This window comes from Brachybacterium sacelli, assembly GCF_017876545.1.
Lineage (GTDB): Bacteria > Actinomycetota > Actinomycetes > Actinomycetales > Dermabacteraceae > Brachybacterium > Brachybacterium sacelli.
Map to the genome: position 1 here is coordinate 1,982,825 of NZ_JAGIOD010000001.1, position 15,976 is coordinate 1,998,800.

General features: G+C 70.8%; 12 protein-coding genes. 3 read left to right on the forward strand and 9 right to left on the reverse strand.

Translation table 11 applies throughout. The features are described 5' to 3' along the window. Nucleotides 1-53: 53 nt before the first annotated feature. On the reverse strand, nt 54-971 hold the full coding sequence (locus JOF43_RS08865; protein ID WP_209901281.1) for an alpha/beta hydrolase: 918 nt from the start codon (nt 969-971) through the stop codon (nt 54-56). 157 nt (nt 972-1,128) lie between these two features. Here JOF43_RS08865 and JOF43_RS08870 point away from each other — a divergent pair, with 157 nt between their 5' ends. Further along, on the forward strand, nt 1,129-2,295 hold the full coding sequence (locus tag JOF43_RS08870) for an ROK family transcriptional regulator (protein WP_209901283.1): 1,167 nt from the start codon (nt 1,129-1,131) through the stop codon (nt 2,293-2,295). 24 nt (nt 2,296-2,319) lie between these two features. Here JOF43_RS08870 and JOF43_RS08875 read toward each other — a convergent pair whose 3' ends face one another. The 4 genes from JOF43_RS08875 to JOF43_RS08890 all read right to left on the reverse strand — a co-directional run bounded on the left by JOF43_RS08875 (nt 2,320) and on the right by JOF43_RS08890 (nt 7,937). Further along, a complete protein-coding gene (locus tag JOF43_RS08875; protein ID WP_209901285.1) occupies nt 2,320-3,726 on the reverse strand; it encodes an ABC transporter substrate-binding protein in 1,407 nt (468 codons plus the stop codon). 8 nt (nt 3,727-3,734) lie between these two features. Next, nucleotides 3,735-4,673 (reverse strand): carbohydrate ABC transporter permease, encoded by a 939-nt coding sequence (locus JOF43_RS08880; RefSeq protein WP_209901287.1) that lies wholly within the window; start codon nt 4,671-4,673, stop codon nt 3,735-3,737. Nucleotides 4,674-4,687: 14 nt separating this feature from the next. Next, entirely contained in the window at nt 4,688-5,602 is a 915-nt protein-coding gene (locus JOF43_RS08885) for a carbohydrate ABC transporter permease (protein ID WP_209901289.1), read from the reverse strand. Nucleotides 5,603-5,666: 64 nt separating this feature from the next. Beyond that, entirely contained in the window at nt 5,667-7,937 is a 2,271-nt protein-coding gene (locus tag JOF43_RS08890) for an alpha-galactosidase (RefSeq protein WP_209901290.1), read from the reverse strand. Nucleotides 7,938-8,278: 341 nt separating this feature from the next. On the opposite strand from JOF43_RS08890, the gene JOF43_RS08895 reads away from it, so the two are divergent. Then, nucleotides 8,279-9,490 carry a pyridoxal phosphate-dependent aminotransferase gene (locus JOF43_RS08895; RefSeq protein ID WP_209901292.1) on the forward strand — a complete coding sequence of 404 codons (1,212 nt, stop codon included), beginning with the start codon at nt 8,279-8,281 and terminating at the stop codon, nt 9,488-9,490. 609 nt (nt 9,491-10,099) lie between these two features. Here the strand turns inward: JOF43_RS08895 and JOF43_RS08900 are convergent. Continuing rightward, on the reverse strand, nt 10,100-10,270 hold the full coding sequence (locus JOF43_RS08900; RefSeq protein WP_209901294.1) for a hypothetical protein: 171 nt from the start codon (nt 10,268-10,270) through the stop codon (nt 10,100-10,102). 129 nt (nt 10,271-10,399) lie between these two features. On the opposite strand from JOF43_RS08900, the gene JOF43_RS08905 reads away from it, so the two are divergent. Further along, nucleotides 10,400-10,702, forward strand: a complete 303-nt coding sequence (locus JOF43_RS08905) for a DUF559 domain-containing protein (protein WP_209901296.1) — start codon at nt 10,400-10,402, stop codon at nt 10,700-10,702. Nucleotides 10,703-10,855: 153 nt separating this feature from the next. Here JOF43_RS08905 and JOF43_RS08910 read toward each other — a convergent pair whose 3' ends face one another. The 3 genes from JOF43_RS08910 to JOF43_RS08920 all read right to left on the reverse strand — a co-directional run bounded on the left by JOF43_RS08910 (nt 10,856) and on the right by JOF43_RS08920 (nt 15,943). Further along, entirely contained in the window at nt 10,856-12,322 is a 1,467-nt protein-coding gene (locus JOF43_RS08910; protein WP_209901298.1) for an FAD-dependent oxidoreductase, read from the reverse strand. 275 nt (nt 12,323-12,597) lie between these two features. Continuing rightward, nucleotides 12,598-13,665 carry a transglutaminase family protein gene (locus JOF43_RS08915; RefSeq protein WP_209901300.1) on the reverse strand — a complete coding sequence of 356 codons (1,068 nt, stop codon included), beginning with the start codon at nt 13,663-13,665 and terminating at the stop codon, nt 12,598-12,600. Beyond that, nucleotides 13,658-15,943, reverse strand: coding sequence for a circularly permuted type 2 ATP-grasp protein (locus tag JOF43_RS08920; RefSeq protein WP_209901302.1), 2,286 nt, complete (start codon nt 15,941-15,943; stop codon nt 13,658-13,660). The genes JOF43_RS08915 and JOF43_RS08920 overlap by 8 nt, the downstream gene beginning before the upstream one ends. Nucleotides 15,944-15,976 lie beyond the last annotated feature (33 nt).

Here is a 15,976-nt window from a genome sequence, read left to right on the forward strand (position 1 = left end):
GGGTCTGGGAAGCAGGATGTCAGATCGGGCGGGCCCGCTCCACCGGATCCCACTCAGCTGGTGCGCTCGCGCAGCCACTCCCGGATCCCCGCCATCACCGAGCGCGGCAGGGCGTGCCCGCTGTCGTGCAGCAGCACGTCCAGGCCCTGCTCGTCGGGCCAGTGCCGGCGGGCCGTGCGGATCAGCTCCAGGTTGTGCTCGCCGTCCCGGTCCCCGCCGCCGGAGACCAGGAAGGGACGCGGAGAGATCAGGGCGAGCAGCTCGTCCTGGTCGTGGTCGCGGGGGACGTCGCCGTCGAGGTACCAGGGGTCGCCCCAGGCCGGCTGATCGAATCCGAGGCCCGCCTCGTGCACGGCGGCGACCTCGATGCGCGGATCGAGGGCGGCGAGGTGCAGGGCGAGCTTGCCGCCCAGGGCATCTCCGAAGGCCGCCAGGCGGTCGCCCTCGGCGAGGGAGGAGCCCTCCAGTGCCGTGACGGCGAGCATGACGTCCGCGATGCTGCGTCCCAGCGGTGTCACGGACTGCTCGCGTCGGTGACGCGCGGCGGCGGGTCCATAGCGCTCGGCGGGGCCCCGGGCGGCGGCGAGGGCGGGATCCTCGGCCGCGACCTGCTCGAACCACCACGGCACGGCCAGGACCGCGTGCCCGACCTCGGCCAGCTGGAGGCCGTGCGCGCCGAGAGCGGGATCCTGGTCGCTCAGCGCGGTGCGCTCGGTCGGCTCGGCGAACAGGGCCGGGGTGTCGTAGGACGGGACCACCACCACGACACCCGTCGAGGGCACCGACGTCGGCCGGAAGAATTCGGCGACGAGTTCGGTGCCGTAGCTGGTCAGCAGCAGTTGGTGGATCTCGCCGCGTACCCCGGGATGCTCCGGCGCGCGACTCACCCCCGGCCGCCAGCTGCCGTCGGGATCGGGGATGGCCCCCAGGCGGTCCTGCCACCAGGGGCGGTCCGCCGGGAGAGTGGGCATCGACGTCGATGAGGTCTTGTGAAGGCTCGGCATATCCGAAGGGGGTGGCGGATGGGTCCGGGCCAGGGTATCGGGTCGGGGCGCTCCGACCGCGCAGATCCCGCCGACCGGCCGGGTCACGCGACGGTGCTCGGTCGGGGACGGATAAGCTCGAGACATGCCGGGCAAGGAGCACCAGGGGGCCGTGAGGATGGATGCCGTGCCGGAGCTCGGCGGGGACAGCGCCCGTGCGGTCTACCGGGACCTGCTGCGCTTCGGCCCCCGCTCGCGCAGCGCGCTGACCACCCGGCTGGGACTCTCGGCCCCGACGGTCACCCGAGTCACCCGCGACCTGCTCGACGCCGGCCGCCTGCACCAGCTCGGGGCCGTCGTGCGCGCCAAGGGCCGCCCCCACGAACCGCTGGACATCGAGGAGAACCTCGGGCCCCGGTTCATCGGGGTGAAGGTGACCGCCGACGACGTCCACGCCGTGGTCACCACCGTGCGCGGCAACGTCCTCGAGGAACTGGTGCTGCCGCTCGAGGACACCTCGCCCGCCTCTGTCGTCGACACCATCCTCGCGCCGGTCGAGGCGCTCGTCGAGGCGCATCCGCGTCTCGCGGGCGTCGGCGTGAGCCTCGGCGGTCCGGTCGCACAGCGGCGCGTCGTGCTCTCGTCCTATCTGCTCGGGTGGACCACGCAGTTCGACCTCGCCACCGCGCTCGAGGCCCGCCTCGACCTTCCCGTGGTGGTGGAGAACGACCTGGTCGCCATGGTCAACGGGCTGCACTGGTTCGGCATCGGCCGGTCCTACGGCTCCTTCGCCGTGCTCACCGTCGGCGCCGGGATCGGGGCCAGCACCGTGATCGACGGGCGACTGGTCGAGGGCCGCCACCATGTCGCGGGCCTCACCGGGCGTCAGAGCATCGGCCAACGGGCCGACGGCACGCCGCTGCCGCTGCGGGACGTGGCGAGCACCGATTCGATCGTGCGCCGTGCCCGCGCCACCTCGGCGCTCGCCGCCGACGAGGGCATCGAGGACCTCACCCGACGGGCAGCGGCAGGGGAGCGCGCGGCGCTCGAGGTGGCCGAGGAGCTCGCCCGTTCGCTCGCCGCCGCCGCTGCCGGCCTGGTCGCGATCGTGGACCCCGAGGCGATCGTGCTCGGCGGGGAGAACGTGGACCTGGTGCGTGCTGCCGGCCCCGTCTTCGAGCAGACCCTGCGCGGTGCCGTCGCCGCGGCCCAGCAGGACCTCGTGGTGCGGGTGCTCAGCGGCGACTTCGACGAATGGGCCCGGGGCGCAGCCGTCATCGCCATCCAGGAGTTCGTCGGGGTCGGCTCCTAGGACCCGACCCCGAGCCCGCGCTCCTCACTCGAACAGGGCATTGACCCGCTCGTTGTACGAGGCGAAGTCCGCCCCGTCGATCTGCCGCATCCAGCACTGGTCGAATGCAGGCTGCATGATCGGCATGATCGAGGCGGAGTTCTCCACCAGCGGGTACAGCCCGGTCTCCCCGTTGGCCACCCTCTCGGTGAACGGCGTGACGTCCAGGCCCTCCGCGGCGTACGCGTCGATCGCGGCCTGCGTGCCCACGTCGGTCGCAGGGAAGAACGGTGCGCGCTCGCCGATCATCTGCTGGGCCTCATCGGAGGCGAGGAAGGCGATCAGCCGCGCCGCCTCCTCCTTGCGCTCCGACTGGGCGGAGATCGAGTCGCCCAGACCGTTGAACATCGAGACCGGGTGCCCGACGGGGCCCGCGGGCAGCGGGGCGATGCCCAGGTCCATGCCCTCCATGTTGTCGAACGTCGTGATCATCCACGAGCCCGCCAGCGCCAGCGCCGCCTTCCCGGTCTGCAGCTGGGTCTGCGTCGGGCTGGAGTCCCCGAACATGCCGAAGGGAGGGAAGAAGCCCTTGTCGACCAGACCGAAGTACCAGTCCATGGTGGCGGCGAACCGCTCCTCGTCATAGGTGAAGTGCGTGCCCCAGGTCTCCGCATCGGTGAAGGTCCACCCGGTCGACAGCGCGAAGGGGGACCAACTGGTCTGTCCCGTGTAGTCGATGCCGGAGTCGGCGGCCATGCCGTAGCGGGCCACGTTCTTCGGGTCGAAGCCCTCCTGGTCGCCGCGCACCCCGTTCGCATCCAGGGTCAGGCGGGCCAGGATCTTCTCGAAACTGCCGCCGTCCTGCGGGTTCCAGTCCAGGCCCTCGAGGTCCTCGGGGGCCAGGCCCTCCTCCTCGAGCAGGGCCCGGTCGAACATCACCGCGATGGTGTCGTAGTCCTTGGGCAGGCCGTAGCGCTTGCCGTCCGGGCCGGTCCACAGCTCCTGCAGGCCCTCCTGGAAGCGCTCCGCCGGGATCTCGTCGAGCGCACCCAGACCGTCCAGCGGGGAGATCACCCCGAGGTCGAGGAACTCCGGGTAGCGCGCGAGGTGGTCGGCGAAGGCGTCCGGCCCGGCCTCCGCCACGAAGCTCGCCGTCAGCTTCGTCCAGTAGTCGTCGAAACCCAGCTGGGTGACCCGCACGAAGATGTCCGGGTTCTGTTCCATGAACAGATCGATGGCGGCGGAGTAGGCGGGCAGCTGGTTCGCGTCCCACATCCAGTACTCGATCGTGGTCGCGCCGGCCGGGGCGGCGGAGGTTCCGCACGAGCCCAGGGTCGCGGCCCCGGCGGCGCCGGCGGCCAGGGCCGCGGAACCCTGCAGCAGGCGACGTCGGGACAGTGCAGAGGCTCGTGCCGTGGACGGTGCGGTGGGTGCGTGTCGTCGGATGTGCATGGCTGACCTCACTTGATCCCGCTGAAGCCGATGGAGTTGACGATCTTCTTCGCGAACAGCGCGAAGAGGATCAGCATGGGGGCGGCCGCGACCAGGGTGGCGGCCATCAGGCCCGACCAGTCGGGGCCGGTGCCCGGGGACTGGGCGCGGAAGACGCCGAGCGCGACCGTGAGCACCCGCGACTGGTCGGTGTAGGAGACCATCAACGACCAGAAGTACTCGTTCCATGCGGTCATGTACGTCAGCAGCGCGAGCGTGGCCAGCGGGGCGCTGGACATCGGCAGGATCAGGGTGAAGAACACCCGCGACTTGCTCGCGCCATCGATCAGCGCCGCCTCCTCCACCTCCCGGGAGATGTTGTTGAAGAACTGGCGCAGGAAGAAGATCGCGAAGCTCGAGATGAACAGCGTCGGCAGCATGATGCCCAGCAGCGTGTCCACCAGTCCCAGGTTCTTGATCAGGATGAAGTTGGGCAGCAGCGTGAAGATCTGCGGGATCATCAGCGAGCCCAGGAAGATCATGAACACCGTCTCGCGCCCCCGCCAGCGCAGGCGCGAGAACGCGTAGGCGGCCATCGCGCAGGAGAAGGTCTGCACGACCGTGATGCAGGTCGCGACGATCACGGAGTTCAGCAGGTAGCGCCAGAAGTTGATGGAGGCGCCCGAGCCGCCCTGGGAGATCGCGGTCTCGACGTCCTGCAGACCGAAGACCCGCTCGAAGCCGCCGGTGTTCAACCCCACCGGCAGCAGGCTGCCGGGATCGGTGGCCAGGGCGTTGTTGCTGGACAGTGCCGTGCGCAGCATCCAGTAGAAGGGGAACAGGGTGATCAGCAGGAAGATCACCATCACGATCCAGGCCGCGATCTTCCCCCAGGGGACGGCGCGGCGCGGACGCCGGATCTCGGGCCGCTGCGTGGTGTCGGCGACGGGCTGCGTCGTGGTGGTCATGGTGCCCTCTCCCCTCAGTCCAGGTCCGACTTGCCGGCGTCGGTCATCCAGTACTGCGCGAACGTGATGACCATGAGGATCAGCAGCAGCGCGACCGACAGCGCCGAGGCGTAGCCGAACTGGTACTGCCCGAAGGCGTTCTCGTAGATGTACATCTGCAGCACCTTCGAGGCGTCGGCCGGGCCGCCCTGGGTGGTCACCGAGACCGTGTCGAACACCTGGAAGGAGCCGATGATCGTCATGATCAGCACCAGCGCCAGGATCGGACGCAGCAGCGGCAGGGTGATCCGACGGAACATCGCGATCTCCCCGGCCCCCTCGGTGCGGGCCGCCTCGTAGAGGAAGGCGGGGATGGACTGCAGTCCCGCGAACAGCAGCAGCGCCGTGTACCCCATGTGGCGCCACACGTTGACCAGCGCGACCGTCGGGATCACCCAGGTCTCGTTGGCCCAGAAGGCGATCGGGTCGAAACCGATCCACTGCAGGAAGATGTTGAACACGCCGAGCTGCGTGTCCAAGATCCACAGGAACACGATCGCGGCCACCACATTGGAGACCAGGTACGGGGCCAGCACCAGCGAGCGCAGGACGGTGGACTGGGTCAGACGCTGCATGAGCACCGCGATCACCAGGGCCACCACCGTCTGCACGCCGATGTTGATCAGGACGTACAGGACCGTCACCTTCAGCGAGGTCCAGAAGGTCGGGTCGGCCAGCAGCTTCTGGTAGTTGGCCAGGCCCACCCACTGGGGCGGGGTGAGCGTGGTGTACTCCGTGAAGGAGTAGTAGAGGCCGGTCAGCAGCGGCCACACCAGGAACACCAGGAGGCCGACCGAGGCGGGCGCGATGAACAGCAGCGCCAGCTTCGTGTCGTCCTTCCGTCGGCGTCGGGTCGGGGCCGACCGCGTCGACGTCGTCGCGGTGGACATGGCTACCTTCTTTCCATCGGACGGAGCCGGACCACCCGGCGCCGTGCGTGCGGGGCGCGGGAGATCAGGAGATTCCGACGCGGGTGATGTCGAACAGGAGGGCCTGCTCGGGATCGAGGAGGGGAGCGGCCAGACCGGAGCGGGTCAGGACCGTGCCGGGGACGAGGGCGCCGCCGTCGGCAGCGGCCTGTTCGGCCAACTGCATCCAGCGCGGCGGGACGAGACTGGAGGTACGGGCCCGCGACGGCAGCGGCAGGATGCGGTAGGTGGCCTCGGGGTCGAGGCCGGGGAAGCGGAGCCGATCGTGCTGGGAACGATCCGAACGGCCGACGGCGGCGAGCGTGAACAGGGCGCGCTCGCGCTGCGGGGAGACCACTCCGTGCAGCCACAGCGGGCTGTCGCCGCGGTCGGCCCGCACCAGGTCACCGGTGAACAACAGCTCGCGCCGGGCCCGGTAGAGCTCGATCCAGCGCTGCAGGGAGGCGAGCTCCTCCTCGCTCGCCTGCGTGAGGTCCCACTCGATGCCGAGGTGCCCGAACAGGGCCGTCGCGGCACGGAAATCGAGGGTGTGCAGGCGGCCGGTGGCGTGCGAGGCGCCGGAGGCGATGTGGCTGCCCATGAGCTCGAGCGGGATCAGCTGCGCGGTCCAGCGGTTCATCTGCTGGCGCTCCAGGGGATCGATGCAGTCCGAGACCCACACCCGGTCGGTGCGCTCGAGCACTCCGAGGTCGACGCGGGCGCCGCCCGAGGAGCAGGACTCGATTTCGAGCCCGGGATGGGCGGCCTTCAGCGCGTCCATCAGGGCGTAGGCGGCCAGGGTCTGGGCGTGGACTGCGGCGCGACCGGTGCCGCGGGTGGCGGCTTCGAGCAGGTCGCGGTTGTGATCCCACTTGAGGTAGCCGATCTCGTACTCCTCCAGCAGTGCGCTCATCTGGCCCAGCACGTGGGCGAACGCCTCCGGGATCGACAGGTTCAGCACCTGCTGGTGGCGGGAGGGCAACGGCATGCGGTCCGGGGACGGGGCCATGATCCATTCCGGGTGGGCGCGAGCCACGTCGGAGTCCTCGTTGACCATCTCGGGCTCGAACCACAGGCCGAACTCCATGCCGTGGCCGGTGACGTGGTCGACCAAGGGGCCCAGGCCGTCGGGCCAGACGTCGGCGGAGACCACCCAGTCGCCCAGCCCCGAGGTGTCGTCGCGCCGGGAGCCGAACCAGCCGTCGTCGAGCACGAACCGCTCCACGCCGAGAGCGGCTGCGCGGTCGGCGAGCTCGGTGAGCCGTGCGAGGTCGTGGTCGAAATAGACGGCCTCCCACACGTTCAAGGTCACCGGGCGCGCCGTGTCCACGTGGTGCGCGCGCGAACGCAGGTGGCGATGGAAGCGGGAGGCCACCGCGTCGAGCCCGTCACCGTAGGAGCCGTGGAGCCACGGGCCGACGTACTCCTCACCGGGATCCAGCACCAGCTCACCGGGAAGCAGCAGCTCGCCGCCGCCGAGCACGCGGGTGCCGGTGCTGATCTGCTCGGCGACGTGACGATGGTTGCCGGAGAACGCGGTGTGCACCGCCCACACCTCGCCGCGTCGGAATCCGAAGCCGGGCCGTCCGGCATGCAGCAGGTGCGCGGCGTCGGGCCCGGTGCGGCCACGGCGGTTCTCGCGCAGATGGGTGCCGACGGTGAACTGCCTGCGCTGCGGCGTGCGTTCCTTGCCCCAGCGGCCCGCGAAGTCGAGCAGCTCCTCGGCGTCCCCCGGCACCGGCACGGTCACGGTGAGCTCCTCGAGCGTGTACGCCGTGGTGGCGGTGTTGGTGAGGCTCGCGCGCTGGCGCAGCAGTCCGGTGGGGAGCAGCTCGACCTCGAGCACGACGGCGAGACCGAGTTCCGCGTCGGCGAGGTCGAAGCGCACCAGGGCGGCGCCGGTCTCCGTGTGCGCGGCGGTCAGCGGGTGACCGTCGAGCGTGATCTCGTGGGTGACCAGGCGCGGCGACCAGCCGGTGCCGTCGGGCCGTGAGCCGGTCAGGCCCTGCCGGCCGATCCAGCCGTCGGACTGCTGGGGGATGATCCCGACCCGCAGCGGGACGTCGACCGCGTTGTGGGGGACCGGCTCGATGCTCGCCGCGACGAGCGCGTCCAGGCCCGCCGCGCCGAGGGCGCCGAGCTCCGCGCCCCAGTGCACCAGGGCCGGGCAGCGGCCGTCGGTGACGTCGAGGACCGCCGAGACCCCGGAGGCGCTGAGGTGCAGGCGCTGGCTGGCTCCCGGTGCGGGGGCGGTCACGGCGATGCCGGCGGCGTCAGCGGTGCCGACGGTGTCGGCAGAGGGCCGGCGTGGGGACATCTATGACCTCCGGGGCGGGACGGACGGAGCGGGTGGTGCCGGCGCGCGGCGAAGGAGCGTGTGCCGGCGGCCACTCCGCCGCGTTTAACTGAAACTATGAAACTAAAGGGTTGCGCGGACGTCAAGGGGGTGTCGAGTCCCGGCGGGGGCCCGCCTCGCCCCCGCGCGGCCCGGCCCTGCCTCGGCCTCGCCCCACCCTCGCCTCGCCCCGATCCGGCCCTGCCTCGCACCTGACTCGAGGGCGCGGTCGCGTGCGTATCGCGGGCGCCGCACCGTGCATCCGGTCCGCGGCGCTACCCTGGCCCCCACCCTGATCAACACAGGAGAGCCAGGAGCGCCCGATGATCTTCACCCAATCCTCCAAACTGCGTGACGTCTGCTACGAGATCCGGGGACCCGTCCCCGCCGAAGCAGCGCGCATGGAGGCAGAGGGCCACCAGATCATCAAGCTGAACATCGGCAACCCGGCGCCGTTCGGCTTCGAGGCGCCTGACGAGATCCTCGTCGACATGATCCGGAACCTGCCCACCGCGCAGGGGTACTCCGACTCCAAGGGCATCCCGGCGGCCCGTCGCGCAGTCGCGCAGTACTACCAGACCCGGGACATGCCCGGCATCGACCTGGACGACGTCTACCTCGGCAACGGGGTCTCCGAGCTGATCCAGATGGTGTGCCAGGCGCTGGTCGACGACGGTGACGAAATGCTGGTCCCGCAGCCGGACTACCCGCTGTGGACGGCCTCGGTCTCCCTCGCCGGCGGTCGCGCCGTGCACTACCGCTGTGACGAGGAGTCCGAGTGGTGGCCCGACGTCACCGACATCGCCGACAGGATCACCGAGCGCACCAAGGCGATCGTGGTGATCAATCCCAACAATCCCACCGGCGCGGTCTACCCCGAGCACGTGCTGCGCGACATCGTCGAGGTCGCTCGCAAGCACGGCCTGATGATCCTGGCCGACGAGATCTACGACAAGATCCTCTACGACGATGCGGTCCACACCCCGATCGCTTCCCTCGCCCCCGATCTGCTGTCGATCACCTTCAACGGGCTGTCCAAGGCGTACCGGGTGGCGGGCTTCCGGGCCGGCTGGATGGCGCTGTACGGCCCGAAGGACGACGCCACCAGCTTCATCGAGGGCCTGGACGTGCTCTCGAACATGCGCCTGTGCCCGAACGTGCCGGCCCAGCACGTGGTCGCGACGGCGCTGGGCGGATACCAGTCCGTCCATGAGCTGCTGCTGCCCGGCGGGCGCCTGCGCGAGCAGCGCGACGTCGCCTACGAAGGGCTCAGTGCGATCGACGGCGTCAGCGTGGTCAAGGCGAAGGGGGCGCTGTACATGTTCCCGAAGCTCGATCGCGAGATGTACGCGATCGAGGACGACGAGCAGTTCGCCTATGACCTGCTGCGCTCCCAGAAGCTGCTGGTCACCCACGGCACCGGCTTCAATCTGGACACCCCGGACCACTTCCGCCTGGTCACGCTGCCCTCGGTCGAGTTGCTGGAGGACGCCGTGGACCGCATCGGCGACTACCTCGCCTCCATCCGACGCTGAGTGCGGAGGCCGCGGGCCGGGGCCGGGGCGCTCCGGCGCGGACGGGATGCCCTGCCCCTGTCGGGCGGCTCTCCGAGGCGCCACGCTGGCGGGCGCCACCCGTTCCCTCGATCCGGCGCACAGGTGATACGGATCGAGGGAATCGGCGCGCTGTCAGGACTGAGGTGAATTGGCGGGAAGCGTCGTGAGCGAGACCTCGGTACCTCTGTCCTCCACACGGGGCTCCCATCCACAGTGCAGGGGAGGAGGTTCACGGCGTCGAGCGCTGTTCCTAGCGTCGTCGTATGACCAGGAGACGACAGGGGCGACGGGCCGATGTGCCGCCACAGCGGGTGTTCACGCGAGCCGGCCTGCTCAGGATGGGCGTGAGCACGCGTCGTCTGTCCTCGCCAGAGTTCCGGAGGGTGCTGCCCGGCTGTTACACGGTGAGCGAGGATCTCGCCCCGCTCCGAGACGTTGCACGGGTCGCGCAGAGGCGAGTCGTCCCCCGGGGGCCTCATCAGCCACGTCACCGCGGCAGAGCTCCTGCGTCTGCCGCTGCCCGGACCGCTGACCTGGGGCGAGGGCGCGCCGGTCCATTGCAGCATCGGACCCGAGGCCAAGAGGGCCTCATCGCGTGGCCTCGTCGTCCACGTGCGCAGGAATCGTCGTTCGCTCCTCCATGACGGGATCAGGATCGAGCACCCGATCAGCGTGCTCCTCGATCTCGCCCCTCTGCTCGCCCATGACGAGCTCGTGGCCTGCGTCGACTCCTTGGGCTCCCGACTCCGCAGGGGTCATCGGCTGTCCGTGGACGCGGTGCGAACAGCCTGTCACGACGTGCACGCGCCCGGCGTCCGTGCGCTGAGAGCCGCGGTGCGTGAGGCGAGGAACTGGGTCGACTCCCCACGGGAGACCACCACTCGCCTGATGCTCGTGCGCCGAGGGTATCCGGAGCCCGAGACCAACCGTCCGATCTGCGATCCCGTCACCGGCACGCGGTACTGGATCGATCTCGCCTATGCGCACTGGAAGATCGCCATCGAATACGACGGCGAGCACCACTTCACCCTTGAGCAGAAGCGCAAGGATCATGGCAAGGACGAGCTGCTGCACCGTGAGGGATGGTCGGTGCTGCGAATGACCGTGGACGACCATCGGGACCCGCGAAACTTCTTCGCCCTCCTGGATGAGAGCATCCGGTCAGCGGACACCGCCGATCTCAAGAACTGAGGCCGGCAGCGGTCCCGCGACGCGCGATCCGGGAACGCCGGTTCCCTCGATCCGCACCATGAGTGAAGCGGATCGAGGGAATCGGCGGGTGCATCGCTGCGTGGGGCAGACGTCGGACGGTGTGAGGGCTGGGCGCCGTGCGGTGCGCAGGCCTCAGGAGTGGGAGGGCTCCGGCATGCCGGAGCGGGAGACGGAGACCATCTCCTCGCGCTCGACGACCTTGACGCGGGCACGGGGCTCGCCGTCGGCGTCCACCGCGGCGGCACCGAGGGCCTTCTCGTGCTCGTCCAGGGACATCCAACCGTCCCAGGTCGTGAACGGCACGCCCTTGTCCTCGAGCAGGCGCAGGATCGCGTCGCCGTCCCGCTCGGGCGCGGGAGTGAGCGTGCCGGCCTCGATGTCCTCGAGCAGCGAGGTGACCGTCTCGATCGCATCGGACTTGGTGGCGCCGATCAGCCCCACCGGTCCGCGCTTGATCCAGCCGTTGGCGTACATGCCGGGCACGACCGCGCCGTCGGGTCCCGTGACGCGACCGGCGGCGTTGTGGATCACGCCGCGCTCGGCGTCGTAAGGGATGCCGGGCAGCTCGGAGCCGTGGTAGCCGACGGCACGGTAGACCGCGCCCAATTCGTAGTCGACGAACTCGCCGGTGCCCTCGACGCGGCCCTCGTCGTCCAGGCGGGTGCGCTCGAAGCGCATCCCGGTGACCTTGCCGTCCTCGCCGAGCACCTCGACGGGCCGGTGCCAGAAGTGCATGTGCAGGCGGCGGTTGACGGGGCCGCCGTGCTTGTCCGTCGGCTCCTCGCCCGTCTCCTCGCGCTGCTGCTGCTCCTCGAGCCAACCGACGAAAGTCCGGGTGACCTGGTCGGTGCGCTTGTCCGCCGTGATGACCTCCCACTCGGCGTCGGTGATCTGCTCGACGTCTCGGGGGTCCATGACGACCTGCAGGCCGTGGGGGTGGGCGAGCTCGCGCGCCTCGAGCGGGGAGAACTTGGTCTGCGCGGGGCCGCGGCGGCCGAAGACGTGCACATCGGTGGTCTTCGCGGCCTGCAGGCCCTCGTGGACATTGGCGGGGATCTCGGTGCGCAGCAGCTCGTCGGCGCTCTTGGACAGCACCCGCGCCACGTCGAGGGCGACATTGCCGTTGCCGATCACGGCGACCTTCTCGGCGTCGAGCTCCCAGGTGCGGGGGTAGTCCGGGTTGCCGTCGTACCAGGCGACGAAGTCGGCTGCGCCGTGGGAGCCCTCCAGCTCGATGCCGGGGACGTCGAGGTCGGCGTCCTTGAGGGCTCCGGTGGCGAAGACGACCGCGTCGTAATGGGCGCGCAAATCCTCCGCCGTGAGATCGGTGCCGAACTCGACGTCACCGAGGAAACGGATGTCGCCGCGACCGAGGATGCGGTGCAGGGCCGTGATGATGCCCTTGATCCGCGGATGATCAGGGGCGACACCGTAGCGGATCAGCCCGAACGGCGTCGGCATGCGGTCGAACAGGTCGATCGAGACCTCGAGCTCCCCGTTCTTGACCTGCGGGGCGCGGAGCAGAGTCTCGGCGGCGTACACACCGGCGGGGCCGGAACCGATGACGGCCAGGCGGAAGGGCTGCTGGGAGAAGGACATCTCACCTCGGTCTCGTGGCGCGGAGGCGCCGGGTCGGGTGCGTCGTCGAGCACACGCTGATTTCCGCACCACTGTATACGCGAAATTCATCACCGGAACGGTCCGTGTGAGCCGGACTACCCGCTGCTGGCCGAATCAGCTCCGGCTGCAGGGCGAATGATCCGGTGACCAGCACGTCCGCCCTCTCGTTCATCTCTGTCGATGTGCGTCATACGTCGTCGCACGGATCTCGCGGGGCGCCGCGGCCCAGGATCCGGGGGTCGCGATGTGGCAGGTCATTCCGGGGTGGAGCCCCCGGTGGTCACCGGCACGACGCCGACAGCGACGTCCAGGGTGCTGGTCGCTCCGGGCGGGCCGACGACGATGCCCTTCAGCGGGGGGACGTCCGCGTAGTCGCGGCCCCAGGCGGTGGTCACGAAGCGCTGGTCGACGAAGGTGCGGTTGGTGGGGTCGATGTCCACCCATCCGGTGCCGGGCACCAGCACGCTGAGCCATGCGTGGGAGGCGGCCGAGCCGATCATCTCCCCGGCCGGGCGCGTGCCCAGCGCGCCCTCGGCCGACGGTGCCGTGCGCAGATACCCCGAGACGTACCGGGCGGCCAGCCCCGCGGCCCGTACGGCGGCCACGCCCACGTGCGAGAAGTCCTGGCACACGCCGTGACGGGCGGCGAGCACCTCCGCGAGGGTGGAGGTGACGGTGGTGGCGCCGGAGTCATAGGTGAAATCGCTGTGGATCAGGGCGGTGAGCTCGGCCAGGCATTCGCCGATCGGGCGCTCGGGCGTGAAGACCGCCGCGGAGAGCTCCCGGGCGGCGGCGAGGGCCGGGACCCGCGGGGAGAGATGGACGAAGTCGATGCCCTCGGCCGGCAGCAGCTGGCCCCAGTTCTCCGCGGTGCACTGCTCCCAGGGCCGTGACATCGCCTCGGCGGCGTAGCGGCGCACCGAGACGGTCACATGGGCGTGGGAGTGCACGTCGAGCCGGTCATGGACGTCGTCGACCAGAAGATATGTCGAGGAGTTCCCGTAGAAGTCGGTGTGCGCGGTCAGCCGGGCCGGGGAGGGGTCCACGACCACCTCGTGCGAGAGCACCCGCTGGTGCGGGGTGGCGCGGGGCTCGACGTGGGCGCGGCCGTAGTTGCGCGAGACCGGCTTCGCATAGCGATAGCTGGTCAGATGGTGGACCCGGTAGTCGACCGCCTCGGCGGCCGCCTCCTCCTCGAGGCGCAGGGGGACCACCGGAGCGGATGGTGCGCCCGACGCATCGGGGGCGGACTGCTCGTGCAGGGCGCGGGGTGCCGGCTGACCGGAGGGCGTCTCGGGGTGCTCCTGGGGATACTCAGACATCGCCGACCCCCCACAGCGAGGTGGACTCGGACGGTCGGAAGTAGCGGCTCTCGAGCGCGCTGGCGAGCTCGCGCAGCGTGGCGATCGCGGCGTCGGCCTCCTCGAGCAGAGCGGTGGGGGCGCCGTCGGAGGCATCGGCCCCGTCGGCCGGGCGCAGCAGCTCGCGCGGTTCCCAGGCGCCGATCCGTCCGCGCAGCGCCGTCAGCGGGGCGCGCAGCTCGGGGGAGGGGGTCACCTCCGGCAGCCGGTCGAGCGTCGAGTGCAGCCGGTCCAGCTGGAAGGCGATCGAGCGCGGCAGGGTGGCGTCGCTGAGCAGCAGCTCCAGCAGCAGCTCGGACTGCACCGCCGCGTGGTACGTGCGGCGGTAGGAGGCCCCGGACTCGGTGATCAGGGCGACCGCGCCGGCGATGCGGGCCTCGGCCGCGCGGCTGCGGCGCCGACCCAGGGTGGCTCGCAGCAGGGCCAACAGCCCCATGGTCCGCTCGAGCTTCCGCCCGATCTCGGTGAGGTCCCAGCCGAGATTGCGCGGCATGGAGTCGGCGACCGCGCCCGAGAGGGTGAGGCAGCCGTCGACGATGTCCGTCAGTCCCTGCTCGAGCGGCTGGGAGTCCTGACCGGCGAGCGTGTGGAAGCGACTTCGCATGCGCGCGATCACCGGCCAGACGTCGTCGGAGATGAGATCACGCAGGGTGCGGGTGGTGTGGGCGAGGGAGGCGTAGGACTGGGCGAGGGAGCCGGGGCGGCCGACATCGGTCAGCAGGCTCGTGATCTCGGTGCGCACGTCGTCCGGGTCATGGGGGTCCCGGGCGAGGAATCCGGGATAGGTGGTGGTGACGTCGGTGACCGCGCCCAGCAGCACGGCCTGGGCGGTGCGGGCGGTGGGGCCGTGCTCCGAGCCGAGGTCGTTGGAGGTGTCCAGCACGGTACGCAACAGACGGGTGGTGGAGTCGACCCGTTCCAGGTAACGGCCGAACCAGAACAGGTCCGAGCCGATCGACCGGGTCATCGCCGGGTAGGCCGTGAGCACACCGCGGGTCAGCACCGCGGGGACCGCCCCGCTCTGCTCGGCCGCGTCCGGCTCCTCCCCGGGGCCGGCGGGCAGCGCGGAGGTCTCCGGCACGGTCACCCAGACGTCCTTGAGCGCCTCGGGTCCCTCGTCGTCGGTGAGCGCGACCCCGCCGGGCAGCACCTCGAAGCCGTCCTCGGAGGCGACCACCAGCACGCGCAGACGCACCGGCCGCTCGACCAGCTCGTCGCCGCCGTCAGGGTCCATCGACAGCCAGCCCGCACGGCCGCTGGTGGACGCCGGCACGGACGGGCGCAGCTGGAGGTCCTCGTGGAGGATCTGACGGCACAGGTCCGGCAGGGCCTCGCGCAGCGCGGGATTCTCCAGCAGGCCCGCCCCGAAGGGGTTGAGCACCTCCACGTCGCCGCAGCGGGCGGCCTCGATCAGCCCGGTGACGCCGCCGAGCCGGGTGGGCCCCAGGTCGAGGGGGTCCAGCAACTCAGAGGGCAGCAGACGGATCAGCGCATCGACCGCGTCCCCGGGATCGGCATCGGTGCCCGGAAGGCGGAGGGTCAGGGTGCCGGAGCCGGTGCGCAGATCACCCGCCGAGACCACGGGAGCTCCCAGCAGGTTCGCGAACCAGCTGTCGTCGAAGGCACGCAGCGGGTCCTCGACGTCGTCGTCGGTGAGCACGACGGTCCGTCCGGCGCGGCCGTCGGTGCGGGTGCGGTGGTGCAGGGCGGTGCGGACGGAGTCGAAGAAGGGGTGCAGGCGGCGCAGCGCCGTCGCGCGGTACAGCGTCGGGGCGCAGCGGGAGAGCGCACGACGCACCTCGAGGGTGGTCCCGGCACCGTCCGGCACGTCGACCGCGTCCTCGAGCACCACCCAGGAGCCGTCCTGCGTGCGGGTGAGAGTGCTGGTCAGGGCGAAGAGGTGGTGGCCGCTGCGGGCGGGGATCCCGATCGCGGAGCGGAGATAGGCGGGGTCCTGCAGGAGCTCGGACACCGGGGCGACGTCGGTGCTCAGCACGGTGCGCGGCCCGTAGAGGTCCGCGTACAGGGCGTCCAGCAGCCGCATCCGCTGGACGAGGCCCGTGGAGATCGTCTCCCAGTCCTCCGGGTCGAGGACGACCGGGACGGGATCGACGACGGGCGGGGCGACGGAGACGTCGGCGGCGATCATCGCGGACGCCGACGTCGCGGCCCGGCGCCGACCCCGGGGGCCGAGCGCGGTCAGCGCGGCGGCCAGGGCCTGCGGTGGTGCGATGCTCACCGCACCATGGTAGGCACCTTGGTCCCGCGAGCG